Here is a 22,656-nt window from a genome sequence, read left to right on the forward strand (position 1 = left end):
GGGCTGGGGCCGCCGGTTGTCACTGTCGGCGCGATTGTGCTCTTGTTTGCGCTGGCTGCGGTGCTTGGGGCGGGGGACTCGACGGGTTCGGCGGAGAGCGAGGCCTTCGTCGGTGGTGTGCCTTGGATGGTCTGGAGGATGGTCGGGGCTGCGGCGATCCTGGTGTTCGTCGGGCTGGCAGTGACGGCGATCCGTGTTCTGGTTGCCGCGGACACGTGGGGGATCGACGCCTCCAAGTCCCTGCGCTGGACGTACGTCATCTGTGCCGCGGCGGGACTCGGGGTTGTGATTGCCGGCCGAATCGTTGCCGGCGGCGCCAACCCCGACGTTCCGGTGCAGAATCTCGACGCCCGGACAGGTGTTGTGTTGGTGAGCGCACTGATTGCCGCGATTCCGTGGCTCGTGCTCGTCTGGCTCGCGCTGCACACCTGCCAGGTCCTACAGCATCGGATCGGGGAGTTGCCGCCGATCCCGGCGAGACCAGGCGAGGAATCTCGCGGCCCGATCGACTCTGATAGCCCGCACCGTGAAGTGATCCTCCAGATGTTGCGTCTCTGGGATCTGCTGGTGCTGTGCGTTGGGGCGTTCGTGATCGGTGTGGTCGCGGCCATCGTCACGTCGAGCACACTGCGTGCTGCGTTCCTCGATGTGCATCCGGATCGGGCGGACGAGTTCCCTGCGGCGAACGTCCTGTACTACGGTGCGCTGTTCGCCGTACTGGCAGCGGTGCTGAATGTGCCACTGGTCGCAGCATGGCGGCGATGTGCCCGAGGTGTTGTGGATGGTGCGTACCCCCTCCCGTGGGACGGTCAGCCGACAGAGGCGTGGGTAGATGCGCGGAGTCGACTCGAGGCACTCCTGCACCTCGACGTCTCCCTGCTGCGGAATCCGTTGACCGGCTTCGCGGTCCTGTCGCCGCTGCTCACCAGTGCGCTCGCCGCGTTCATCCCGCAGCTCGCGCAGTCCTGATGCGGCGCGGATCCTGCTGAGCTTGCTCGAACCATGACGCTTCGTCCAAGCGGGCGCCGTTAATCGATTGACGGTGGGGATGGGGGCTGATCTGCTGGGGGGACGTGCGCCGGACGAGTCGGCGCGGACCGGGAGGAGGGAAGCCGATGTCTGTCTTGTCCAGCAGCTTCGCTCTGAAAGGGTCTTTGGCTTGGCATTCGCACGTTCGTTCAGCTGTGAACACTGCGGCGTAGAGGTCTCTCTCGACGCCCCCGGAACTACCCATCGAAATCATTGCCCGAGTTGTCTGTGGTCGCGCCATCTCGACCGCAACGTGCCGGGTGATCGCAAGGCCGACTGCAGCGGCGGTATGGAACCGATCGCGGTCACGGTCCGCGGCGAGGGCCGTTGGGTCCTCATCCACCGGTGCACCAACTGCGGCCGCCTCCGGCTCAACAAGACCGCCGGTGATGACAACGTCCTGCTCCTGATGCGGCTGGCGGCGCTGCCGCTGACCATGCCGTTCATCCCGTTCGCGGCCGAGTCCGAGACGGAGGGCAATGGCAACGGTTCGCATCCCGCCCCTCGCAAGCCGAGGGCACGCAAGGCCAAGGCCTGAGTGAGGCCATTCGATCAGGGGAAGCGCCGGGCGCTTCCCCTGATCGTCAGACGCTGGGGTGTGGTGCGGCGGGTAGTTCGACAGTTGCCCGGAGGCCGCCCGAGGGGCGGGGAGTGAGCGTGAGGGTTCCGTCGTGGGCTTGGGTGATGCTTCTGACGATGGCCAAGCCGAGGCCGACGCCTGCGTGGTGGGTGCGGATGCGTTGGGTGCCGCGCTGGAACGGCTCAGCCAGCGTGGACACCAGCTGTGGAGTGAGACTCTCGCCGGTGTTCTCGACCGTGAGCAGTACGGTCCTGGGGCGGGCACTGGTCGTGACCCACACGGTGCCGTGGTCGGGCAGATTGTGGACGATCGCGTTGTGCACGAGGTTCGTGGTCAGCTGCAGCAGCAGCGCGTGGGAGCCGATGGTGGGCGTGACGGTGCCGGACGTCTCGATGGTGAGGCCCTGTTTCTCGGCGAGTGCGAGGAGCGTTTCCGTGGCTTCTTCGGCCAGCAGGGACAGGTCGACGTGTTCTCGGGTGAAGGACCGTTGGTCGGCGCGGCTCAGTACAAGCAATGCTTCGGTGAGGTCGATCGCCCTGGTGTTGACGGCGTGAAGGCGATCGACCAGTGCGCGGTTGTCGCCGTTCAGATCGTTGCGGGCCACGTCGAGAAGGGTCTGCGTGATCGCCAGTGGGGTGCGCAGTTCGTGGGAGGCGTTGGCCGCGAATCGCTTCTGTTCGGCGTCGTGTGCTTCGAGCCGGGCGAGCATGGTGTCGAAAGCGTCGGCGAGTTCGCGGAACTCGTCCTGGCGGCCTTCCAGCATGATCCGGTGCGAGAGCGATCCGTTCGTCGCCTGCCGGGCGGCATTGGTGATGCGAGTCAGGGGCGCAAGCATGCTGCCGGCGAGAATCCAGCCTCCGACCAGGCCGACGACAAGCAGGAACATCAGCATCATGATGGCCTTCGGGAGGAAGGCCGCCATCAGGTCGGAGCGGTTGGGTATGGACATGGGCGAGGGGAAGAGCACCACCGGTACGTAGCGCAGCAGGAACACCCACACGACCGCGAGCAGCGAGACACCGACAAGCATCACGAGCCCCGCGTAGCTGAGGGTGAGCTTGAGGCGAACGCTCCAACCAGGCTCTCTATCCACCCTCGTCTCCCGTGTCGATGCGGTAGCCGACGCCCGGCACGGTCGCGATGATCCAGGGCTCGCCGAGGCGTTTGCGCAGGGCGGAGACAGTGATGCGTACGGCGTTGGTGAACGGATCCGCGTTCTCGTCCCACGCCTGCGCCAGGAGCGCTTCGGCGCTGACGATGCCGCCTTCGGCAGTGACGAGGACTTCGAGTACGGCGAACTGCTTGCGGGTGAGCGCGACGTACCGGCCGTCACGGTAGACCTCGCGGCGGAACGGATCCACCCGGAGACCGGCGATCTCCCGCACGGGTGGTCGGTTGTGGGCGCGCCTGCGGTAGAGCGCTCTGAGCCGGAGCACGAGTTCCTGGAGCGCGAAGGGCTTGGTGAGGTAGTCGTCGGCGCCGAGTTCGAACCCGGAGGCCTTGTCGTCGAGCCGGTCGGCGGCGGTCAGCATGAGGATCGGCATACCGCTGCCAGAGGCAACGATCCGCTTGGCGATCTCGTCGCCGGACGGGCCGGGGATATCGCGGTCGAGTACGGCGATGTCGTAGGTGTTGATGCTCAGCAGTTCGAGCGCCGTGTCACCGTCACCGGCGATATCGGCCGCGATCGCTTCCAGGCGGAGGCCATCGCGGACGGCGTCCGCCATCTCGGGTTCGTCCTCGACGATCAGCACGCGCACACTCTTGATGGTACGAGCCGGACCATATCGTCGGCGTATCCAAAACCGGATACGCGCCGGCAACAGCACGCTGCCTTGACTGAACGCATGTCCGCCAGCGAACCGGCACAGACAGCAGGCCGCCGTACCAAACTGACCGTCCGCGCGGCATTCGTCGTCGCCAATGTGGCGCTTGTCGGCGTCTTCATCCACCAGTCGCTGACGACGTTCTCATTCCCGGTCGCATCGCCCAGCGACGCTCGCCACGGTGCACTGGCCGATGGCTTCGTCCCTGCGGGCGTCAAGGTGTTCGACGACGAGATTCCCGGTGTGGCCAACCTCGACCCGGAGTTGCTCGGTGCGCTGCGTAAGGCCGCGACGGATGCCGCGGACGACGGGGTCGAGTTCTTCGTCAACAGTGGCTGGCGTTCCCCGGCGTACCAGGAGCAACTGCTCAGTGAGGCGGTCGCGAAGTACGGCTCGAGGGAGGAAGCAGCCCGATGGGTGGCGACCCCAGCCACGTCGCCTCATGTGTTGGGGCAGGCGATCGACATCGGGCGGTCAGATGCGACCGCGTGGCTGGCCAAGTACGGCGCTGCGTACGGACTGTGTCAGATCTACGACAACGAGCCCTGGCACTACGAACTGCGCCCTGAGGCCGTCGATCACGGTTGCCCACCCAGGTACGCCGACCCTACGCACGACCCCAGGATGCAGCAGTGACCCTGACTGTCCAGCCGATCGGCGCCGCCGAGCACTTGGCGTTCGTGCAGGCACATCGGTCGGTCAGTTTCCTGCAGACCCCGGCATGGGGGAGCGTCAAGACGGAGTGGCGCAGCGAGTCTCTCGGCTGGTACGACGGCCGGCGACTGGTCGGCGCCGGGCTCGTGCTTCACCGCCCCGTACCGCGGCTCGAGCGCTACACGCTGGCCTATGTGCCAGAGGGGCCGGTGATCGAGTGGACCGGAGAGATTGACGCGTGGCTCGACCCGCTGGCGGCGTACCTCAAGGCACGCGGCGCGTTCGCGATCCGGCTCGGTCCGCCGGTACGCACGGACACCTGGTGTGCTGCCCAGGTCAAGGAAGGAATTGCTGACCCGGGCATCGAGCGGCTCACCGATCTACCCAGCCAGCGCGTCGACCCGGTCGGTGCCCGGGTAACCAGCCACCTGCGGGACGCCGGCTGGCTGCTGCAGAGTCCGGAGAACGGGTTCGGCGCTGGGCATCCGCAGTACAACTTCGAGCTTCCGCTGGCCGGTAGGACCGAGGACGACCTGCTCAGGGGCATGAACCAGCTGTGGCGACGCAACGTCAAGAGGGCAGCCAAGGAGGGCGTCGAGGTCACGGTCGGCGAGGATCTGGAGGCGTTTCACGACCTGTACGTCCACACCGCCGAGCGCGACCACTTCACGCCCCGGCCGCTGCGCTACTTCGCGACGATGGTCGCGGCGATGAGTGCCGAGGATCCCGAGCGGATCAGGCTCTACGGGGCCCGCCACCGGGGCGACCTGGTCGCCGCCGCCATCATGGTCCGCGTCGGCGCCCAGGCTTGGTACTCCTACGGCGCCTCCTCCACCGAGAAGCGTGAGGTGCGCGGATCGAACGCCTGCCAGTGGGCGATGATCCGCGACGCGCTGGCGGCCGGCTGCGTTGTCTACAATCTGCGCGGCATCACCTCAACCCTCGACGCCGACGACCCGCACTTCGGGCTGATCCAGTTCAAGGTCGGCACCGGTGGACGGGCTGTGAGGTACGTCGGCGAGTGGGACCTGCCGCTGCGGCCGATGGTCTACCGGGCCTTCGACCTCTACATGAGCAGGCGCGAGTCCATCAGGCGGCGCGGACGACTAGATTCCATGACCTGACGGAAAGTGGGGGTCGCGTGATCATCAACGGGTGGGACCGCTGGTTCGACACGTTCACTGGCGTTGCCTTCCTGACCGTGGCCTTGCTGCCGTTGGCCGCGCTGGTGGTGTGGGTGCTGGCACACCGGCGGAAAGCCACTGGCGTAACGCGGCCGTGGCGCACCTCGCTCGCGGAGGTCGGCATCGTCTACGGGACGGTGCCGTGGGTATGGATGATCCTGCTGCCGGGTAGCCGCGCGGGTGAGGTCCCCGGCCGGGTGAGCCTCGTACCGCTGCGGGACCTACTCACGATGTCGACGCCTCAGGTTGCCGGCAACCTGCTGGTGTTCGCAGCGCTGGGGTTCTTCGTCCCCCTCCGGTTCGCCGCGCTGGCGTCGGTTCCGCGGATCCTGGCGCTCGCGGCGGGTTGCTCGATCCTGGTCGAGGTCGCGCAGTACGTCCTGCGGCTGGACCGGGTGTCCTCGGTGGACGACGTACTGCTCAACACCGCCGGCGCCGGGCTGGCCGCGCTGGCGTCGTTCCGCTGGTGGTGCATTCCTGTCGTCACTCGGCCACGGGTTACCCGTCGTTAGCATTTCGTCGGCGTATCGAAATCCGCATACAGGCGGACAACACCGTGCCCCCTTGACTGGGTGGCATGACCTACAGCGAACCAGCGGCTCTCGTTCGATGGCTGGCGTCGTCCACCTCGGCCGCCCCGGTCACGGGAATCACGATCTTTGGATGCGGGCAGGACGAGGCGGTTCTGTTCCGGGAGTTGGCTCCTCGTTGTGCGGTCACGCCAACCATCACAGCCGAGGCAGTATCTGAAGCGAACGTCGACCTCGCCTCCGGAAACCGCTGCATCAGCGTCGGTCACAAGACCCAGATCACCAACCCCACTCTGCTGGCGCTCAGCCGGGCCGGCGTGGAGTACGTCTCCACGAGAAGCGTCGGGTACAACCACGTCGATGTGAAGTACGCCGAGAGCGTCGGGATCCTCGTCGAGAATGTCGACTATTCACCCGACAGCGTGGCCGACTACACGCTGATGCTCATGTTGATGGCGGTGCGCGATGCGAAATCCATCATGCGGCGTGTAGATGTTCATGATTACAGACTGAATGAGGTGCGCGGGAAAGAACTCCGCGACCTGACTGTCGGGGTCATCGGAACGGGTCGCATCGGCACCGCAGTCATGGACAGGCTACGAGGCTTCGGCTGCCGTGTCCTGGCGTATGACAAGCGGCCCAAGGCGGGTGCCAACTTCGTACGGCTCGACGAACTGCTCGAGCAAAGCGACATCGTCACGCTCCACACGCCGCTCACCGCGGACACGCGCCACCTCTTGAATCGCGAACGTATCAGGCAGATGAAGTACGGCGCATTCATCGTCAACACCGGGCGCGGCGCTCTGATCGACACCGAGGCCCTTGTTCCAGCCCTGGAAAGCGGCAGCATCGGTGGCGCGGCGCTGGACGTCCTCGAAGGGGAGGAAGGAATCTTCTACGCCGACTGCAGAAATGAACCCATCAACAGCAAGTTGTTGTTGCGACTCCACGAACTGCCCACTGTGCTGATCAGTCCACACACCGCCTACTACACCGACCGTGCCCTGAGTGACACCGTTGAGAACTCTCTGACCAACTGCCTCGCGTTCGAACACAGAAAGCAGCAATGGATATGAAGATCGGCATTCTGTTCGGCGGCTGTTCCGAAGAACACCCCATCTCGGTCAAATCTGCGCAAGAGATCGCACAACACCTCGATGCCGAAAAGTACGAACCGTACTACATCGGGATCACGACGAGCGGTGCGTGGATGCTCTGTGACGGCCCGGCCGTAGGCTGGGAGACCGGTGACTGCCGTCCGGTCGTCCTGTCGCCGGACCGAGGCGTCCACGGATTGCTGGTCCTGGAGCAGGGACGATACGAGACGATCAGTCTGGACGTGGTGTTGCCTGTTCTGCACGGCAAACTCGGCGAGGACGGCGCGATCCAGGGCCTCTTGGAGCTCTCCGGCATCCCCTATGCAGGGTGCGACATCCAAGGTTCCGCGCTGTGTATGGACAAGTCCCTGGCCTACATCGTGGCCGGCAGCGCGGGGATCGCTACGCCGAATTTCTGGACGGTCTCGGCGGACGAGAACATCGACGCCGACCAGTTCAGCTATCCGGTCTTTGTCAAGCCGGCCCGTTCGGGCTCGTCTTTCGGTGTCAGCAAGGTGTCCCGGAAGGAAGAGTTGCCGAGCGCAATGGAATTCGCACGGCAGTATGACTCGAAGGTGTTGATCGAAGAAGCCGTCGTCGGCAGCGAGGTCGGATGTGCCGTCCTGGGGAACGATCTGGATCTGGTGGTCGGCGAGGTGGATCGGATCGCGCTGACTCATGGCTTCTTCCGAATCCATCAGGAGAGTTCGCCCGAGACCGGTTCTGACAACTCGACACCGATCGTTCCGGCTGACATCTCGGCGGAAGCGCGTTCGCTCGTTCAGGAGACAGCGAAGGCCATCTATCGTGCCTTGCGCTGCAGGGGAATCGCCCGGGTGGACATGTTCCTCACCGAAGACGGTGAGGTGGTCCTCAACGAGGTCAACACGTTCCCTGGCATGACGTCGTACAGCCGTTATCCGAGGATGATGGCCGCCGCCGGGATGCCGATGGCCGAGGTGATCGACGCGATGGTGTCGCTGGCGGTGACAGGCAAGCTCCGATGAAAGCTGACCTTGTCTTCGTGGACGAGTTCGTACCCGGCGTACGGTGGGATGCCAAGTACGCCACCTGGGACAACTTCACCGGCAAGCCGGTCGACGGGTATCTGGCCAACCGAATTGTCGGTACGACGGCCATGTGCGCCGCCCTGGGAAGAGCACAAGAGTCGGCGGCTTCCCTCGGCTTCGGCCTGCTTCTCTGGGACGGCTATCGCCCTCAGCGCGCCGTGGACAGCTTTCTACGCTGGTCGAAGCAACCGGAGGACGGGCGGACGAAGCTACGGCACTATCCGAAGATCGACAGGGCCGAGATGTTCGACAGGGGATATGTGGCCGCCAGGTCGGGTCACACCCGAGGCAGCACTGTTGACCTGACGCTCTATCACTTGACCACCGGTGAACTCGCCTCCATGGGAGGTGACCATGACCTGATGGATTCGGTCTCACACCATGGAGCCAAGGGAATCACGCCGGTCGAAGCGGCAAACCGCACGTACCTTCGCTCTGTCATGGAAGCCAGCGGGTTCAGCTCCTACCACTGCGAATGGTGGCATTACACACTGCGGGACGAACCCTACCCAGACACCTATTTCGACTTTCTCATCACCTAGTTGACCGGGGACAGCGTGCAGATAAGACCGGCACACACGACCGATGCGGCCGCCGTCAACGAGCTGCTTGAGCAGCTCGGGTATGCCCAGGACGGCACCGCGACAACAGCAACCAGAATCCAGACCTGGGGTGACGACCCCTCGAGCGCAGCCTATGTGGCCGATGCTGACGGCAACCTTCTCGGCCTGCTCGCGGTCCACATCTGTCCGTTCTTCCAGCTCGCCGGCTCCTCCGGCAGGATCATGGCTCTGGTCGTCTCCGATCACGCACGCGGCCAGGGCATCGGCGGCCAACTGGTTGCGGCGGCGGAATTGTTCGCTGCAAGCCAGGGATGCGTACGCATGGAGGTCACCAGCGCGGACCGCCGCCAGGATGCACACGCGTTCTACCGACGCCGCGGTTACCTAGACCAAGCAGGAACGTCTTCCCGGTTCCTGCGTGATCTCAACCAGCTCAGCGGAACCGCTCGCGGACTGCTCAATGATCCCGAGCGGAGCGTGCGACGCAGTTCCTGAGGACTGGGCAGCGGTGCGGTTGGTTGATTCCGCACCGCTGCCCGGGAGCGAGCGTTAGGTGCCGGGGCAGAACGAGTCTCGTGGTGGGCGCTTGCCGTCGACCAGGAAGGTGGTCTCGATGTTCTTCGCGCACGTGTTGTTGCCGAAGAGGTAGGACAGGTGGCCGCCTTGGTCGACGGTGATCAGGCGGGATCCCGCACCGAGCTTCCGGTGCAGCTCGACGGCCCCGACGTACGGCGTGGCAGGATCGCGCAGATTGTTCACCAGCAGGATTGTCGACGATCCTGCTTTGCTGATGTCTACTCGCGGCTCGGGTTTGGCCGGCCAGAACGCACACGGCCAGACGCTGGCCGCCGCCGGGCCGAACAGCGGGTAGCGAATCCGGTCGACAGCCACGTGGCGCTGGTAGGTGTCGACGTCCCGAGACCAACCGGGGGAGTTGCAGACCAGCGCAAGCATGCCGGAGAAGTCTCCGCCCGCGGGTGGAGGCGGCAGCTGCGGTGCCTGGCCGCCGGCGAGTGCCTGCAGGGCCGACGCCAGGGCCGGGAAGATCGAATCGCTGAACAGCATCCCGTACGTCATGGCGCGCAGAACGGCCCCGCTGATTCCGGCGACTGGTGCCTGGTCGAGCTTGTCGACAATCTGCAGGTACCGCGTCCGCACCTGCGCCGGGGTGGCACCGAGTCCGTACGTCGCGTCCTGAGATGCGGCCCACCGCGCAAAGTCCGGGAACCGCAGCTCGAATCCCAGGCCCCACCTCCGAGCACCGACGACATCGAGCCCACCGACACCGCTGACGCTGTCGAACACCATCCGGTCGGTGCGCTTCGGGAAGAGCGCGGCGTAGAGCGTGCCGAGGTAGGTTCCGTGCGAGTACCCGATGTAGGAGATCCGCTGCTCGCCGAGAGCTTGGCGGATCCGGTCCATGTCCCTCGCGACGTTGGTGTTGGTGATGTAGGGCAGCAGATGCGCGGTGCTGGACTGCGCGCACTGCTCGGCGATCTGCCGGGCGTCGGCGGCACGCTGGTCGACGTCCGCGGCCGTCCGTGCGTACGGCGGCGGGATCAGCGTGGCCGCCTGGTCGGGCCGCAGGTTGCAGGTCAGCGGCGTACTGCGTCCGATGCCGCGCGGGTCGAACTCGATGAGGTCATAGCTCTCCCGCACACTGGCAGGAAGGCCCAGCGACACCAACGTGAGCGGCAGCGCCGCCTGCGAGTCACCTTGGCCGCCGATGTTGAGGAACAGCACGCCACGCCGGCGAGCAGGGTTGGTGCTCGGCAGCCGCGAGACCGCGATCTCGATGGTCTCGCCGGCAGGTTGTGCGTAGTCCAGTGGGACGCGAACCGTGGTGCATTCCAGCCCCAGGGCCGGCTCGGGTACTCCGGGACAAGGCGTCCAGGACAGTGAGCTGCCACCCACGTGTGCGGCGGAGGGTACCGGCGTGGTGCCCAGTGTGAGTCCGCTCGCCGCCGCGACGGCCGCCAGTGCGGTGGCCAGCAGCCGTCGTCTGCGCGCGCGGAAGCGCTCGATGAATGAAGGCATGGGAGCTTCCTCTCGTTGGTCGATCACGTCGCCTGGCAGTGCGTCGAACGAGGTGCTGCCAGTTCGACACCGCGTGCTACACCTGACGTGAACAGCTCTGCCAGGAGCCAACGGCGGGCGATCGCGCCCAAGCCCTTGAAAGGTAGGAATCATGGCGGTTCTCACGAAGGCCGAGGCCATCGCGATCATTCGCCGCGCCTACGGACCCGATGTCGCCGAGTCGGTCGCAGACCAGTTGCCAGATCAGTTCGACCCCGACAACGACGCGGACGCAGAGATGCTGAACCGCCTCGGCCTCACCCGAGACGGCCTCGCCAACGCCCTGGGCGGCGAACTCTGACCCGACGCCCGGCCGATCCAGAGCGGTTGGTGACGGAAGGCGCTTCTTGCGGTTCAGCTGAGGAAGGTGAGGGCTCGCTTGGCCCAGTCGAGTTTCTCGTCGGCCCAGCTGAGGATGTCGAGGGTTGGGGTGACGTTCCCGGGTGGGCGTTGGACCAGGGTGTCGAGGCGGATCAGGCGGTCGAAGTCGACGTTGACGGGGTCCGGGCGCGGCGTGCCGTTCGGAGTGGTGAAGGGGACGCCGGCGACGCGGAGGATGTTGATCGTTTCCTGGGCGAGGATGCCGTAGGCGACCGTGGTCGGATGGACGCCGTCGAGTGAGAAGAGGCCGCCGGCGGCACGTCCGCCTCGCCCGTCACTGGCGAGGTACCGCGAGTCGACGACGGGTTGAAGCGCTTTCAGAGCGGGCGGCAGTGGGTACGGCGTCCACCAGTCCGGTCGCGCGTTGGGATCGGTGATGAAGCGGCGCGAAGCCATCCGGTCGAGCAGGCCGGCGGCGTCCAGCAGGTACCAGTCGCGTGCCGGGTTCCCCTTACGGGCAGCGCGTACGGCGTCCTCGATGGTCTGGTTGAACATGTCGATCGCGACATCCACCGCGAACGCTTCCGGGCCGGTGATGGACTTGTCCTGGCGCGGGTCGAAGTCCTCGTCGCGTATCCACGGTCTGGTGTAGTGCGGGAAGTACCGCGAACCCGGCTGGATCTTGGTGCCGATGCCCCGGCTGATCGGCGGGATCGTCACATGCGGGACAGTGCAGAGGATGACGTGCCGGGCGTTGATCTTCTTGATCTCGTCGACGATCTCCGCGAACTCGGCGGCGAAATGAGTTGGCTGCCAGACCGTGTACTGCTCCTTCTTGCCGAGCTCACGGTAGTCGTCACCGCTCCAGCCGACGCGCAGTTGGGTCACGCATTTCAGCGCGTTGTTGGCGCCCAGAAAGACGATCAGAGTCTCGATGCCGCACTCGGCATCCTCCTTCTCGTCTCCCAGCTTGGCCGCGGCTTGGAAGAGAGTCAGCTTCCGATCGTCGTCCGACCCATTCGGATAGACGGACAGGGCGGCCCGATCGTTGTGGTTCTGGACGATCTGGTGAATCAGATCGTCGCGGGGCGAGCCGATCCGTGCGGCGCAGGTGTCATAGGTCTTCTCGAGCGCGTCGCGCAGATCCCAGCCGTACACGGCCAAGGCGTGGTTGTACCCGGTGGTCATCGGCACGTGGCTGCCGTCGCCACGTTCGTAGTAGTCCTCGAGCTTGCCCATCCACGACCTGGCCGCGAACAGCGCCAGCGGAACTTCGAAAAGGTTCAGCTCGGCGCCGAAGCGGTCCGCCAACTCACGGAGAAGAAGCTCCATGTTCAACGGCAGGCCGCCGTACCCGGGATAACGCGGATAGCGGAACTTGTCGAGCCACCCGAGCTCGTAGGCGATGATGGCCGGATAGGAGATGTCGGTGTTGAACACCGCCCCACTCTGGAACCCGTGCGTCAGCGAATCCCCGATCGCCACCAGCCGATGCTTGGGCGTCCCACTCCGCTTCGGCACCTTGATAGCAGGAACGCCGACAGTCGCGTCGAACTGCGGCGTCCTCGCCTCTTTCTTCGAGCGATCCTTGACTTCCTTCGGAGCGCTGTCCGCAACAGAAATCTCCCCTGAAGCTGGCATGGTGTTTCCCCCTGGAGCAGCCTTCTTCAGACACTGATCCGCACCCGGACACTTGTCAACGACTCGCCGAGAACGCGGGGCTACGCTTCGAACGTGGGGGCCGGCGGCGAACACCGACGCTCGCCGGGCGCCTGTGCGCAGATGTCACCCGCCAGCCTGCGTCCGGGCCGGCGGGTGCGCTCGTCTGAGCGGCCGGGGCTGTCAGACGTGGGGAGGGGCTGGGCCGCGATCGGCCTGTGAGTATTCGGGGCCTTCCATCGCGCTCCAGGGGGCGTCGCCTACGCCGCCCAGGCTGTCTTGCACCTCGGACCACTTGGCGGTCAGGGCGTACAGGACGATGACGTCCAGCGCGAGCATCAGCACCGCCCAGACGGGATAGGCGCTGAGCCACGCGATCTGCGTCACCGCGTGCAGGCTGACGACCACGATCCCGGCGATCCGGGACCAGGAGGCTCCTGTCAGCAGGGCGCCGCCGATGGGGATGAGGAGCAGCCCGGAGATCAGGACCACCCATCCCCAGGCGGTCACGTTCACGATGACGAGCCTTTCCTGGTGCATCCCCAGCCGCTCGTCGGAGAGCAGAGCGGTGAGCCCGTGGACCACATTGATCAGGCCCTCCACCATGAGCAACGCGCCGGCGAAAACCACGAAGCCGGCGAGTTTCTTCCCACCACCCTCAGCCATGTCTGCCCTCTCCTCTCGCTGCGTCCGCCGGCCGCAACCAGCAGCGGGCCGCACCTGGATGCTCTCCCTCCACGCCCGGCCAGCGCCTCACCCCACCTGGATGAGACCCGGCGGACACCCGGGACGAGCGGCAGGCGTAGGTACCGCGGATGGGATGTATCTCGGGGGTGGTCCGGCGGTTCTTTTGTGCGGAGAGGCTCGAGCTCGGGCCGCACCGGTAACTTGTCCGGGGGGACGTCTAGGTACGGGAGGCCTGATGGGGTCGGCGGTGGTGGTTGGTGGGGGTGTTGTGGGGCTCGCGGTGGCGCGGGCTTTGCAGCGGCTGGATCCGGGTACGCCGGTTGTCGTGCTGGAGAAGGAGTCCGCGGTTGCGGCCCACCAGACCGGACACAACTCGGGCATCATTCACTCGGGGTTGTACTACAAGCCTGGATCGCTCAAGGCGCGGCTGGCGGTGGCCGGTGGGGCGGCGCTGCGGGAGTTCTGCGAGGCCAAGGAGATTCCGGTGGATGTCCCCGGGAAGCTCGTGGTCGCCACGACCGAGGCCGAGATGGTGCAGCTCGACCGGCTCTTTGATCGGGGGCATGAGAACGGCGTGCCGGTACGGCGGCTGAGCCTCGACGAGGTCAGGGAGCGTGAACCGCACCTGCGCGTGAGAGGTGCGCTGGCGGTCGATTCGACCGGGCGCGTGGACTTCAAGCTGGTGTCGCGTGCGCTGGCCGACGACGTTCGGGCGGAGGGTGGCGAGATCCGCACGGGCGTGACGGTCACCTCGGTCCAGAGTGCCGGCTCGGTGGTGCGGGTGCAGACGACGGACGAGGTGATCGAGGCGGATCGGGTCGCGGTCTGTGCCGGTCTGCACAGTGATCGGCTCGCTCGGGCCTCGGGCCTCGAGCCGGGCGTGCGGATCCTGCCGTTCCGCGGTGAGTACAGCGAGATCGTGCCGGAGCGTGACTATCTGGTGAAGGGACTCGTGTATCCGGTGCCCGACCCGGATCTGCCGTTCCTGGGAGTGCACTTGACCCGCGGGATCGACGACACGGTGCACATCGGGCCGAACGCCGTACCGGCGCTGGCTCGGGAGGGTTACCGCTGGTCGAAGATCGTGCCGAAGGACCTGTGGGAGTCGTTGACCTACCGAGGCTCCTGGCGACTCGCGCGGCGATACGGCAAGACCGGGGCACAGGAATTTCTGCGCTCACTCACCGGCAAGGCATTGGTCCGCGCCGCGCAGCGGATGTTGCCCGACTTGCAGGTGGCAGACGTACGGCGGGCAGGCTCGGGCGTCCGTGCTCAGGCGGTGACGAAGCAGGGGCAACTCGTCGACGACTTCCTGTACCTCCATGACGGCCGGACACTGCATGTCCTCAACGCGCCGTCCCCAGCCGCCACGGCCTGCCTGCCGATCGGTGAACACATCGCCCAGGAGCTCTGCGGCCGCCGAGCTTGAGTCACGCGAGGAAGTCGACGTGGTGTTCGCGGCTGCCGAAGCTGAACGTGTCGCCGAGCCCCAGACCCTTGAGCGACGCGTAGATCGGTGAGTCGGAGGAGAGCCCCTCGTACGTGACGCCGTCGCATTCGAACGCTTCAGCCACCACACCGACGACGTACCGTTCCCCGTCGAAGCCGACGAGTGCGCCTGGCGCCACGGCCGTCTTGATCCCGAAGTCGAGCGCCTTGATGTGGGTCAGGATCCGCTTCTGCCGAGCCTCGACGTCGTCGAGCAGCCCGCCCAGGTCAGCGGCCTCGCCGGACTGGGACAGGTCGTCGACCGAATCCGCCGCGTCGGAGTCCAGCATTGCGGCGGAGTCGTGCTCCGCCACACTCGCCCGCGACGACCGGAGCCCCGCCTCGGCCTGAGCGATCAGCGCATCCTTGACGCGCTGCTTGGCATCAGCATCCATCACGGCCTCCAGATCGACGTCGGCCAAGCCAGCCTAACGCGGTCGTTACGTGAGGCTGTTGGCGATGAAGGCCAGGCTGAGGCTTTCGATCTGGCGGAGATCGGGGGCATCGCGGAGTGGGCCTTGGCCGGTGAGTACGGCCGTTCCGTGCACGATGGACCAGATGGGGTATTCGATGCCCTCGCGTCGCTGCGGATCGAGGACGCCGGCCTCCACCAGCTCGTCCAGCGCGTCCCGCAGCAGGCCCAGCGGAGTGCGGTCGTTATAGCCGTGCTGTTGCGGCACAGCGAACGCGGTGGCGAACAGCCCGGGCTCTTCATGCGCGAACCGCAGGTACGCCGTCCCGATCGCGCCCAGCCTGCGTTGGGCCGCACCGGGGTTCCCGCGCTTGCCGCGGACGCGAGCAATATCCGCGGCCATGCGGTCGGCCAGCTCGTTCATGGCCACGGTGCAGACCTCGGCGAGTAGCTCGTCGCGGTCGGCGAAGTGCCGGTAGGCGGCGTTGGGTACGACGCCGACGATCCGGGTCGCTTCGCGCAGTACGACCGCGTCAGGACCGCCCGTGCGAGCCAGCTCGACCCCGGCGGCGACCAAGCCGGCGCGTACGTCGCCTCGCGGGCGCCGCCGCGACCGTGGTGCTTCCTCGCCGATGCTCACCAGCTCAGGTTATCAATGTGGACACTGTCCACCAAACCGAGCTAATGTGGACGGTGTCCACATCAATTCCAGGGAGGACCCCACATGGAGACGACGACCGACACGCCGTGGGTGACCGCGGACGCATGGTTCGTAGGCGGCCGACGGATCTGGTACGACGCCGAGTCCGCACGTGTACTGACCGATGACGAGGCCGCCACCAGACCCGGCGTGCTGAAAGTCTTCGAGCGCGCGACGCCCACAGCTGGGGATGCCGTGTGGCTGACGATGCTGCCGGGATTCCCGGACGGTTCGTACGGCTGGGCGCAGGTGGATCGTCTGCTCCCCGCCGGCGTCGGTCCACGCCTGTACGTCGACCCCGTCGGGCAGGGGGATTCGGACAAGCCCAAGCGCTACCCGCATTCCACGGTCGGACGGGCCGATCTCGTCGGCGCCTTGTGGCGGCACCACGGCGTGCGTCGTACCGTCGTGGTCACTTTCGACTACAGTTCGCTGACGCTTCTGGAACTCCTGCGCCGCCGGACCGGGCCGGAGATCGCCGCGGTCTTCATGGTGAACGGCGGCTTGTTCGCCGACGCGCATACGCACCCGTGGCAGGGCACTCCGATGCTCCGGTCTCCGCTCGGTGCCCTCGGAGCGCGGAGTTTGCAACGCTCGTTCGCGTCGTTCGTCCGGGGCTGGAGGCAGGCCCGCATGTACTCCCGCGACTACGACCCGACCGAGACCGAACTCAAGGAACTCTGGTCGGCAGTGGTCCGCCGCGACGGAGCGATGTTCCTCCACGACGGTGCCGGCTTCGTCAAGGAACACCGCCGCAACGCGGCGCGCTGGGACTTCGCCGCAATCGCCCGAGAACTGAACGGCACAGTGCCCTTGTACGTCGGAGGCAGCACCGAAGACCCCTACGAGCACCGGCAGATCACGGCCACTCGGGAAAGGGTGCCCGAAGCCCGGATCATCAGCTTCCCGGGCGGCCACCTGACCACCAGCGAACACCCGGACCTCCTGGCCGCCGCGATCGCCGGCATCGCGTCGGGTCACGGAGTGGAGGAGGCATGACAGACGCACTTCCGGCCCAGTACGTGACCGGCAAGTCCCGGGCCGCCATCGAGCAGGCCCTCGTTGCTGCTGGCAAAGACCTGGACGGGCTCCAGGCAGCCGATCTCGCGCTGCTCGAGGATTACCACACCGGCGGCCGACTCGTGACCGTCCAGCTTGTGGACCTGGTCGACCTCACGCCGGACAGTGAGGTGCTGGACGCCGGCACAGGCATCGGAGGAACCGCACGCTACCTCGCTGCCGGTTTCGGCTGCGCGGTGACGGCGGTCGACCTGTCCGAGGAGTACTGCGACACCGCCCGCTGGCTCAACGGTCTCGTCGGCCTGGACGATCGGATCGTCGTACGGCAGGGGGACGTGACCGCGCTGCCTTTCGACGAGTCGTCGTTCGACGTCGTGTTCAGCCAGCACGTCCAGATGAACGTGGCCGCCAAGGACCGCCTCTATCAGGAGGCGAGGCGCGTTCTGAGGACCGGCGGTCAGCTCGCCGTGTGGGACATCTCCGCCGGCGACGAGCGCCGGCTCGACTACCCGATGCCGTGGGCCGACGTACCCGAGCACACCCATCTGAGCACGCCGGCAGCCCTGCGTGCCGCGATCGAGTCGGCCGGATTCACCGTCGAGCACTGGACGGATCTGACCGAGCAAGTCGGTGCCATGATGCGAGCGATGCAGTCACTTCCACCCAATCCGCTCGGGCTGCACGCGTTCGTCCCCAACTTCCGCGATCGGGTGAAGAACCTCACCGACGGTCTGTCCGACGGCCGGCTCCGAGCCATCCAGGCGGTCGCCCGAGCCCATTAGTCTGCGCGTCCTCACCCGTCAGGGAGGAGTACTGCGCCCGCGGTCGCGCCTAGCGTCGTAAGTCCGTGATGCGTGTGCCCGGGGGAGCGATGCGATGGGTGAGGGCTGGGACCCGTGGTGAGCCGGTGGGCCGAGCATCCGCTGGTGCTGCGGGTGGTGCGGATCGTGCGGCAGAGCGTCGTCTGGCGGATCGTGGTCGCCTCGATCGAGATCAGGTTCTACGACCGGGCGCTGACGCTGGCGGGGCAGGCCTTCATCGCGCTGATTCCGCTGCTGGTCGTGCTGGCGACGTGGTTCAGCAGTTCCGACTCGCTGGCGGTCGGTGACTGGGTGATCGACAGGTTCTCGCTGACCGGCCCGTCCGCGGATGCGGTGCGGTCCCTGTTCGGGCGGCCGCCGGGCGACTCGGGCGGTCTGACCTTCCTGAGCGTGATCACCGTCCTGGTGTCCGCGAGCAGCTTCGCGCGATCGGTCCAGCGGACCTACGAACTGGCGTGGAACCTGCCTGCTCGCGGGCTGCGCAGGACGGTCAACGGCATCGAGGGTGCGTTCCTCCTGCTCATCGCCCTGATCCTGCTGGGCTACTTGGCGAGTCTGGCTGATGAGCTGCCGGTCGGCCTCCTGATCACCGTGATCGCTCAGATCTGTACGGCGGTTCCGGGGTGGTGGCTCGCCAGCTGGCTGCTGCTGAGCCGTCGGGTCTCCTGGCGCCTGCTCTTCCCTGGCGCCGTCGTCAGCGCGGTAGCTCAGGTGGTCGTCACCTCGGCGGGCGCCGTGTACGTACCGCACCTGATCGAGCGCAACACAGAGCGGTACGGCGTGATCGGCGTAGCGATCGCGTTGATCTCGTGGCTGGTCGTGCTCGCTCTCGTGATCGTCGGCTCAGCGGTCGTCGGCGCCCAGCTCAGTGCGGCCCTCGCCGAGCACGACGAGCGCCGTACCTGACCGGCCGGTTCAGGCGCAGGCCTGCACTCCTCCTTGTACTCCGGTGTTGAAGGCCGACGTCCGTTCCTGAGCGTTGCCGTGATCGCTCTCGTTGGTCCAGGGGTAGTCGTCGGCGACAGCGGCCAGCGTCTGGGCGAGCTCCTCGCTGTCGCCGGGCTCGATCTCGATCAGCCCGTCCTTCGCCGCGCCCTGGAGCGCGGCGCCGGCCAGGCAGTCCGCCTGCAGTTCCGCCTGGACGGAGACCTGGTCCCGGTTCAGCCTGGCCTGGATCGCATGGCCCCACTCGTGGGCGATGATCAGGTAGATCCACGCGTCCCCGATCTGGCTGTAGCCGGCTTCCATCAACTGCTCGTCCCACGCGAGGAAGTCGCCCGGCCCGCAGTAGAACGCGTTGAACGGCACCGACGGTTCTCCTCCACACGACGGTCCGTTCGCACCGACGTAGCTGCCCTCCACCCGAGGGCTCTTGTACTGGCCGTCGAAGTGCTCGGAGAAGTGCGTGCGCCAGTAGGTGTCCACCGCCTTGACGGCGGACTCCTCGTCCACACGCATGGCAGCGAGATCGACCGGCGCCGAGGTGCCGGTAGTCGCAGCCTCTGGTGTCGCGGTCGTCGTACCGGCAGGTGGCGCCGACGTCGTCCCGCCGCAGGCGGCCGCCAGGACCGCGACGGTGGTCGCGAATCCAGCGAGCCTGAGGCGTCGGAGCACCGGGTCGACGGCTGTCACTACGCGAGGGCCTTGGCCTTCAGGGTGTCGAACTCCGTCTGCGTGATCGTGCCCGCGGTGAGGAGTTGCTGTGCCTGGTTGATCTGCTCGGCCGGCGACGAGGACCCGGCGACCGACTTGATGTAGTCGTCCTGCGCGGCCTTCGCGCTTCCCCACGCCGCCGCTGAACGCTCGGCCATGCCCTTGCCGCGGGCGATCAGGTAGACCAGGGCGGTCAGTAGCGGGAAGAAGACCAGACAGATCACCCAGAGGGCCTTGGCCCAGCCCGCGAGCGACTTGTCGCGGAAGATGTCCGTGATGATGTGGAACAGCACCATCAGGTACGCGACGAACGCGAACGTGACGATGATGAACCAGATGATGTCCCAGAAACTCATGACTGCATCCCTTCGCTGTCGCGCCGATCAGTCCCTCTCGGGACCACGGTCGCGGTCCGGCGGCCGTCTGGGATCACCCGGCATGGATGAGCTCGGGTCCGGACCGTGGATCGGCGACGTGCTCACCCGACGTGGGTGAGGAAGTCACCGCCCGTGCTGGTCAGGCTCGAGTTCCTCGCCAGACCTTCACACCCCGAACCGGACCCACCCCGGCCGGACACGTCTGACCACAGCAGGTGGACTGAGGTCCTGAGTGCGGGGGTACGGTCGTCCTCGGGTTCGTCCGCTGATCTGAGGAGTGCGCGTGGCTGGTGACATCAGGCTCATTGTTCAAGGTGACGACTTCGGTATGTGTCATGCCGTCAATGTCGGCACGATGGAGGCGTTCCGGGAGGGGATCCTGACGCAGGCCTCCACCATGGCTGCGTGCCCCTGGTTCACCGAGGCCGCGGCGCTGGCGCGTGAGTCCGGGATTCCGCTCGGCGTGCATCAGACCCTGACCTGCGAATGGGACTTCCTGCGGTGGCGGCCGCTGACCGACGGACCGTCGCTGGTCGGTGATGACGGAACGTTCCTCCGCACGGTCGACGCGGCGCGGGCTTCGATCACCCATGCCGACTCCGTCCGCGAGCTGTCCGCCCAGGTGGCGAAGTTCGCCGCGGAAGGGCTTTCGATCGACTACCTGGACGTCCACATGGGGCAGTCCGCGCAGGAGTCGGCGTACGACGAGGTCTCGAACGCTGCCGGCAAGCCGTTCATCTACGGCCCGGTGGAGTCGCAGCGGTTCGCCTCGATCGTGACCTTGAGCGACCGGGAGGCTGACGGCAAGAAGGCGTGGATGCTCGACCACATCGCCGGCCTGACGCCCGGCGTACACCTGTTGGTCACGCACTGCGCCGCCGCTCATCCGGAACTCGCGGCGATGACGTCGCCCGGCACGTACACCTACCGGTGGGCCGAGGAGTACCGGCTGTCGGACCAGGAGATCGTGACCGACCCGGAGGTCCGCAAGGCGATCGAGGAGCGGGGCATCGAGCTGGTGTCGATGCGCAACGCGTTCACCGACTGACAGCCGATACGGCGGGTGGCATGCCGAAGGCGGCCACGTGGTGCGGTCCGACGAAGGCGTTGCTCTCCACGATCCGGCCGTTCTCGATGGTGAGGACGTCGACGACCATGGCGTCGTACTGATCGCTGCCGGGGCTGCGCAGATAGCAGATCAGGGCAGGACGGCCGTTGGCGGCGGACGGGAACGTTCGCCAGTCCAGCGGCCTGGTCAGGAACTCGGCAACGGCATCGATCCCGATGACCGGTGCGTCCGGCGGCATGGTGATGCGTACGTCGTCGGCCAGCAACTCCCGGAGGCTGGCTGGGTCGGTCGCTGCCGCGTACCGGCGGAGGATCTCCTCGTCCTCGGCGGTCAGCGCCGGCCGGCGCCAGTGCCGCGGATCGCCCGGAGCGTGCCGGCGAATCGTCCGCCGGGCGCGCTGGATCAGACTGTTCACCGCAGGCACCGCGAGGTCGAGGGCCCCGGCGATCTCGGCCGCCGTCCAGCCTGACACGTCCCGAAGGACGAACGCCGCCCGTTGCCGTGGCGGCAGATACATCAGCGCGGCGATCAGCGCGAGCTCGACGGTCTCCCGCGCCACCAGGTCGGCCTGTGGGTCCTCGCCCGGCACGGCGTCAGGGTAGGGGCCGATATCGGTGCACCACTCCAGGGGATCGCCTGCCGGTACGGTCCGCCGCGCCGCTGCTTTGTGGTGGTCGAGATAGACGTTGGTGGAGATCCGGTAGAGCCAGGTCCGGATCGCCGCCCGGCCCTCGTACTGCGCGCGAGAGCGCCAGGCGCGCAGGAACGTCTCCTGCACCAGGTCGTCCGCATCGGCGACGTTGCCTGCGAGCCGGTAGCAGTGCGCATGCAGCGAGCGCCGGTGCTCGTCGAACGCGTCCCGGAACCGGTCGTCGGCCGCGGCGCTCGTCATGCGGTTCACCGTACCAACGGTGCCATCGACCAAGTGGGCGAAAGAAAAGCGATGACGATTCGGCGGGTCGCTCGTCCAACCTTCAGACAGCACCAACCGAAAAGGACGACGCCATGACCGAAGCGACCGCCACGCCACCGATCGTCGACCGGGAGACCTTCCTCCGCGAACGCCGGGGGCTGCTCGCCCGCGAGAAGGCCCACACCCGGGAGGGCGACGCGATCGCCGCGGCCCGGCGCCGGCTGCCGATGACCGAGGTCGACGCGTCGGCGAGCCTGGTCGGCGAGGGCGGGCCCGTCTCGTTGGGGGACGTGTTCGATGGCCGCGACCAACTCATCGCCTACAAGCACATGTGGCATACCGGCAAGGGGATCGAAGGTCAGTGCGAGGGGTGCACCGCGTCGATCTTCGACGTCCACGACGCCAGCTATCTGAACCATCGCGGAGTGTCGTTCGCAGTCTTCTGCGAGGGACCGTGGGAGGAGATCGCCCCGTTCCGTGAGTTCATGGGTTACACCCTGCCGTGGTACTCCATGGCCGGTGTCGAAGACCCCGGCGTCGGGCCGGGCCTGCTTGACGACCCAGGTAACATCGCCTGCTATTTGAGGATCGGCGATCGGGTGTTCCTGACCGGTGAGACGATCGGCCGCGGTGTCGAGACGACCATGCTGCAGGCCCGCCTGCTCGATCTGACGGTGTACGGCCGTCAGGAAGAGTGGGAGGACTCACCGGCGGGCTGGCCGCAGTACCGGACCTACACCTGGTGGGCCCAGGACGGCCGTCCCGTCCCGCAGTGGACCAGGCCGGGCGCCGTACGGCAGGACGAATCCGCCGGCGACCCGGAGGGTCATTGCTGTGGACAACCAGCGTCAGAACCGCGGCAAGGACAGTAGGCCGTCGCTGCCGTCGGCCGTCAGGCCGCTGCGCACCGAGCGTCGCGTCGGATGG

At 66.7% G+C, this 22,656-nt stretch carries 26 protein-coding genes; 16 read left to right on the forward strand and 10 right to left on the reverse strand.

Translation table 11 applies throughout. The features are described 5' to 3' along the window. The first annotated feature begins 138 nt into the window (after positions 1 to 138). Both ACIBG5_RS05260 and ACIBG5_RS05265 read left to right on the forward strand, forming a co-directional pair. Complete coding sequence (locus tag ACIBG5_RS05260) at positions 139 to 969, forward strand: hypothetical protein (protein WP_396390234.1); 831 nt, start codon at positions 139 to 141, stop codon at positions 967 to 969. 79 nt (positions 970 to 1,048) lie between these two features. Continuing rightward, entirely contained in the window at positions 1,049 to 1,567 is a 519-nt protein-coding gene (locus ACIBG5_RS05265) for an RNHCP domain-containing protein (protein WP_396390235.1), read from the forward strand. A gap of 46 nt (positions 1,568 to 1,613) precedes the next feature. Here ACIBG5_RS05265 and ACIBG5_RS05270 read toward each other — a convergent pair whose 3' ends face one another. Both ACIBG5_RS05270 and ACIBG5_RS05275 read right to left on the reverse strand, forming a co-directional pair. Then, positions 1,614 to 2,702, reverse strand: coding sequence for a sensor histidine kinase (locus ACIBG5_RS05270; protein ID WP_396390237.1), 1,089 nt, complete (start codon positions 2,700 to 2,702; stop codon positions 1,614 to 1,616). Continuing rightward, a complete protein-coding gene (locus tag ACIBG5_RS05275) occupies positions 2,695 to 3,369 on the reverse strand; it encodes a response regulator transcription factor (protein ID WP_360446158.1) in 675 nt (224 codons plus the stop codon). Before ACIBG5_RS05275 ends, ACIBG5_RS05270 begins: the two co-directional genes overlap by 8 nt. Before the next feature lie 87 nt (positions 3,370 to 3,456). Between ACIBG5_RS05275 and ACIBG5_RS05280 the strand changes: the two genes are divergently transcribed. The 7 genes from ACIBG5_RS05280 (at position 3,457) to ACIBG5_RS05310 (ending at position 9,028) form a co-directional block, all read left to right on the forward strand. Continuing rightward, complete coding sequence (locus ACIBG5_RS05280; protein WP_396390238.1) at positions 3,457 to 4,071, forward strand: M15 family metallopeptidase; 615 nt, start codon at positions 3,457 to 3,459, stop codon at positions 4,069 to 4,071. After that, the gene (locus ACIBG5_RS05285) at positions 4,068 to 5,213 is read left to right on the forward strand and encodes a lipid II:glycine glycyltransferase FemX (protein WP_396390239.1); all 1,146 of its coding nucleotides are present in this window, start codon (positions 4,068 to 4,070) and stop codon (positions 5,211 to 5,213) included. Before ACIBG5_RS05280 ends, ACIBG5_RS05285 begins: the two co-directional genes overlap by 4 nt. A gap of 17 nt (positions 5,214 to 5,230) precedes the next feature. After that, complete coding sequence (locus ACIBG5_RS05290; RefSeq protein ID WP_396390240.1) at positions 5,231 to 5,785, forward strand: VanZ family protein; 555 nt, start codon at positions 5,231 to 5,233, stop codon at positions 5,783 to 5,785. Between the two features lie 65 nt (positions 5,786 to 5,850). After that, positions 5,851 to 6,879, forward strand: a complete 1,029-nt coding sequence (gene vanH / locus ACIBG5_RS05295) for a D-lactate dehydrogenase VanH (RefSeq protein ID WP_396390241.1) — start codon at positions 5,851 to 5,853, stop codon at positions 6,877 to 6,879. Then, entirely contained in the window at positions 6,870 to 7,907 is a 1,038-nt protein-coding gene (gene vanA / locus ACIBG5_RS05300; RefSeq protein ID WP_396390242.1) for a D-alanine--(R)-lactate ligase, read from the forward strand. The genes vanH and vanA overlap by 10 nt, the downstream gene beginning before the upstream one ends. Then, complete coding sequence (vanX, locus tag ACIBG5_RS05305) at positions 7,904 to 8,512, forward strand: D-Ala-D-Ala dipeptidase VanX (RefSeq protein ID WP_396390244.1); 609 nt, start codon at positions 7,904 to 7,906, stop codon at positions 8,510 to 8,512. The genes vanA and vanX overlap by 4 nt, the downstream gene beginning before the upstream one ends. Next, positions 8,513 to 9,028, forward strand: a complete 516-nt coding sequence (locus tag ACIBG5_RS05310) for a GNAT family N-acetyltransferase (protein WP_396390245.1) — start codon at positions 8,513 to 8,515, stop codon at positions 9,026 to 9,028. A 54-nt stretch (positions 9,029 to 9,082) separates the two neighbouring features. On the opposite strand, the gene ACIBG5_RS05315 is transcribed toward ACIBG5_RS05310, so the two are convergent. Beyond that, entirely contained in the window at positions 9,083 to 10,570 is a 1,488-nt protein-coding gene (locus tag ACIBG5_RS05315; RefSeq protein WP_396390246.1) for an alpha/beta hydrolase, read from the reverse strand. A 151-nt stretch (positions 10,571 to 10,721) separates the two neighbouring features. On the opposite strand from ACIBG5_RS05315, the gene ACIBG5_RS05320 reads away from it, so the two are divergent. Beyond that, positions 10,722 to 10,910: a hypothetical protein gene (locus tag ACIBG5_RS05320; RefSeq protein ID WP_131365368.1), complete on the forward strand. Its 189-nt coding sequence runs from the start codon at positions 10,722 to 10,724 to the stop codon at positions 10,908 to 10,910. Between the two features lie 53 nt (positions 10,911 to 10,963). On the opposite strand, the gene ACIBG5_RS05325 is transcribed toward ACIBG5_RS05320, so the two are convergent. After that, positions 10,964 to 12,571 carry a hypothetical protein gene (locus ACIBG5_RS05325; RefSeq protein ID WP_396390247.1) on the reverse strand — a complete coding sequence of 536 codons (1,608 nt, stop codon included), beginning with the start codon at positions 12,569 to 12,571 and terminating at the stop codon, positions 10,964 to 10,966. A gap of 201 nt (positions 12,572 to 12,772) precedes the next feature. Beyond that, the gene (locus tag ACIBG5_RS05330; protein WP_396390248.1) at positions 12,773 to 13,255 is read right to left on the reverse strand and encodes a hypothetical protein; all 483 of its coding nucleotides are present in this window, start codon (positions 13,253 to 13,255) and stop codon (positions 12,773 to 12,775) included. A 256-nt stretch (positions 13,256 to 13,511) separates the two neighbouring features. Between ACIBG5_RS05330 and lhgO the strand changes: the two genes are divergently transcribed. Further along, a complete protein-coding gene (gene lhgO / locus ACIBG5_RS05335; protein WP_396390249.1) occupies positions 13,512 to 14,705 on the forward strand; it encodes an L-2-hydroxyglutarate oxidase in 1,194 nt (397 codons plus the stop codon). A gap of 1 nt (position 14,706) precedes the next feature. Here the strand turns inward: lhgO and ACIBG5_RS05340 are convergent, their stop codons facing one another. Then, positions 14,707 to 15,159, reverse strand: coding sequence for a hypothetical protein (locus ACIBG5_RS05340; RefSeq protein WP_396390250.1), 453 nt, complete (start codon positions 15,157 to 15,159; stop codon positions 14,707 to 14,709). A gap of 45 nt (positions 15,160 to 15,204) precedes the next feature. Beyond that, positions 15,205 to 15,810 (reverse strand): TetR/AcrR family transcriptional regulator, encoded by a 606-nt coding sequence (locus ACIBG5_RS05345; protein WP_396390764.1) that lies wholly within the window; start codon positions 15,808 to 15,810, stop codon positions 15,205 to 15,207. Positions 15,811 to 15,900: 90 nt separating this feature from the next. Here ACIBG5_RS05345 and ACIBG5_RS05350 point away from each other — a divergent pair, with 90 nt between their 5' ends. From ACIBG5_RS05350 to ACIBG5_RS05360, 3 genes are all read left to right on the forward strand, one after another. Then, complete coding sequence (locus tag ACIBG5_RS05350) at positions 15,901 to 16,875, forward strand: alpha/beta fold hydrolase (protein ID WP_396390251.1); 975 nt, start codon at positions 15,901 to 15,903, stop codon at positions 16,873 to 16,875. Continuing rightward, complete coding sequence (locus ACIBG5_RS05355; RefSeq protein ID WP_396390252.1) at positions 16,872 to 17,678, forward strand: class I SAM-dependent methyltransferase; 807 nt, start codon at positions 16,872 to 16,874, stop codon at positions 17,676 to 17,678. Before ACIBG5_RS05350 ends, ACIBG5_RS05355 begins: the two co-directional genes overlap by 4 nt. A gap of 117 nt (positions 17,679 to 17,795) precedes the next feature. Then, complete coding sequence (locus tag ACIBG5_RS05360) at positions 17,796 to 18,623, forward strand: YhjD/YihY/BrkB family envelope integrity protein (RefSeq protein ID WP_396390253.1); 828 nt, start codon at positions 17,796 to 17,798, stop codon at positions 18,621 to 18,623. Between the two features lie 9 nt (positions 18,624 to 18,632). Here the strand turns inward: ACIBG5_RS05360 and ACIBG5_RS05365 are convergent, their stop codons facing one another. Both ACIBG5_RS05365 and ACIBG5_RS05370 read right to left on the reverse strand, forming a co-directional pair. Continuing rightward, positions 18,633 to 19,349 carry a neutral zinc metallopeptidase gene (locus ACIBG5_RS05365; RefSeq protein ID WP_396390254.1) on the reverse strand — a complete coding sequence of 239 codons (717 nt, stop codon included), beginning with the start codon at positions 19,347 to 19,349 and terminating at the stop codon, positions 18,633 to 18,635. Then, positions 19,349 to 19,726, reverse strand: a complete 378-nt coding sequence (locus ACIBG5_RS05370) for a PLDc N-terminal domain-containing protein (protein ID WP_396390255.1) — start codon at positions 19,724 to 19,726, stop codon at positions 19,349 to 19,351. The genes ACIBG5_RS05365 and ACIBG5_RS05370 overlap by 1 nt, the downstream gene beginning before the upstream one ends. A 304-nt stretch (positions 19,727 to 20,030) precedes the next feature. On the opposite strand from ACIBG5_RS05370, the gene ACIBG5_RS05375 reads away from it, so the two are divergent. Beyond that, positions 20,031 to 20,795: a carbohydrate deacetylase gene (locus tag ACIBG5_RS05375; protein ID WP_396390256.1), complete on the forward strand. Its 765-nt coding sequence runs from the start codon at positions 20,031 to 20,033 to the stop codon at positions 20,793 to 20,795. Here the strand turns inward: ACIBG5_RS05375 and ACIBG5_RS05380 are convergent. Continuing rightward, complete coding sequence (locus ACIBG5_RS05380) at positions 20,785 to 21,708, reverse strand: RNA polymerase subunit sigma-70 (RefSeq protein WP_396390257.1); 924 nt, start codon at positions 21,706 to 21,708, stop codon at positions 20,785 to 20,787. The two genes, ACIBG5_RS05375 and ACIBG5_RS05380, sit on opposite strands and share 11 nt — an antisense overlap. A 113-nt stretch (positions 21,709 to 21,821) precedes the next feature. On the opposite strand from ACIBG5_RS05380, the gene ACIBG5_RS05385 reads away from it, so the two are divergent. After that, complete coding sequence (locus ACIBG5_RS05385) at positions 21,822 to 22,601, forward strand: DUF899 family protein (RefSeq protein WP_396390258.1); 780 nt, start codon at positions 21,822 to 21,824, stop codon at positions 22,599 to 22,601. Positions 22,602 to 22,656: the final 55 nt, after the last annotated feature.

Source organism: Kribbella sp. NPDC050241 (genome assembly GCF_044459685.1).
In the GTDB taxonomy this organism is placed as follows: domain Bacteria; phylum Actinomycetota; class Actinomycetes; order Propionibacteriales; family Kribbellaceae; genus Kribbella.

What these genes read in the sequence shown, in the direction of transcription:
- ACIBG5_RS05260 (WP_396390234.1), top strand. Translation starts at nt 139, where the DNA reads ATGGTCGGGGCTGCGGCGATCCTGGTGTTCGTCGGGCTGGCAGTGACG.
- ACIBG5_RS05265 (WP_396390235.1), top strand. Translation starts at nt 1,049, where the DNA reads ATGGGGGCTGATCTGCTGGGGGGACGTGCGCCGGACGAGTCGGCGCGG.
- ACIBG5_RS05280 (WP_396390238.1), top strand. Translation starts at nt 3,457, where the DNA reads ATGTCCGCCAGCGAACCGGCACAGACAGCAGGCCGCCGTACCAAACTG.
- vanH (WP_396390241.1), top strand. Translation starts at nt 5,851, where the DNA reads ATGACCTACAGCGAACCAGCGGCTCTCGTTCGATGGCTGGCGTCGTCC.
- vanA (WP_396390242.1), top strand. Translation starts at nt 6,870, where the DNA reads ATGGATATGAAGATCGGCATTCTGTTCGGCGGCTGTTCCGAAGAACAC.
- vanX (WP_396390244.1), top strand. Translation starts at nt 7,904, where the DNA reads ATGAAAGCTGACCTTGTCTTCGTGGACGAGTTCGTACCCGGCGTACGG.
- ACIBG5_RS05315 (WP_396390246.1), bottom strand. Translation starts at nt 10,570, where the DNA reads ATGCCTTCATTCATCGAGCGCTTCCGCGCGCGCAGACGACGGCTGCTG.
- ACIBG5_RS05320 (WP_131365368.1), top strand. Translation starts at nt 10,722, where the DNA reads ATGGCGGTTCTCACGAAGGCCGAGGCCATCGCGATCATTCGCCGCGCC.
- ACIBG5_RS05325 (WP_396390247.1), bottom strand. Translation starts at nt 12,571, where the DNA reads ATGCCAGCTTCAGGGGAGATTTCTGTTGCGGACAGCGCTCCGAAGGAA.
- ACIBG5_RS05330 (WP_396390248.1), bottom strand. Translation starts at nt 13,255, where the DNA reads ATGGCTGAGGGTGGTGGGAAGAAACTCGCCGGCTTCGTGGTTTTCGCC.
- lhgO (WP_396390249.1), top strand. Translation starts at nt 13,512, where the DNA reads ATGGGGTCGGCGGTGGTGGTTGGTGGGGGTGTTGTGGGGCTCGCGGTG.
- ACIBG5_RS05340 (WP_396390250.1), bottom strand. Translation starts at nt 15,159, where the DNA reads ATGGATGCTGATGCCAAGCAGCGCGTCAAGGATGCGCTGATCGCTCAG.
- ACIBG5_RS05350 (WP_396390251.1), top strand. Translation starts at nt 15,901, where the DNA reads ATGGAGACGACGACCGACACGCCGTGGGTGACCGCGGACGCATGGTTC.
- ACIBG5_RS05355 (WP_396390252.1), top strand. Translation starts at nt 16,872, where the DNA reads ATGACAGACGCACTTCCGGCCCAGTACGTGACCGGCAAGTCCCGGGCC.
- ACIBG5_RS05370 (WP_396390255.1), bottom strand. Translation starts at nt 19,726, where the DNA reads ATGAGTTTCTGGGACATCATCTGGTTCATCATCGTCACGTTCGCGTTC.
- ACIBG5_RS05380 (WP_396390257.1), bottom strand. Translation starts at nt 21,708, where the DNA reads ATGACGAGCGCCGCGGCCGACGACCGGTTCCGGGACGCGTTCGACGAG.
- ACIBG5_RS05385 (WP_396390258.1), top strand. Translation starts at nt 21,822, where the DNA reads ATGACCGAAGCGACCGCCACGCCACCGATCGTCGACCGGGAGACCTTC.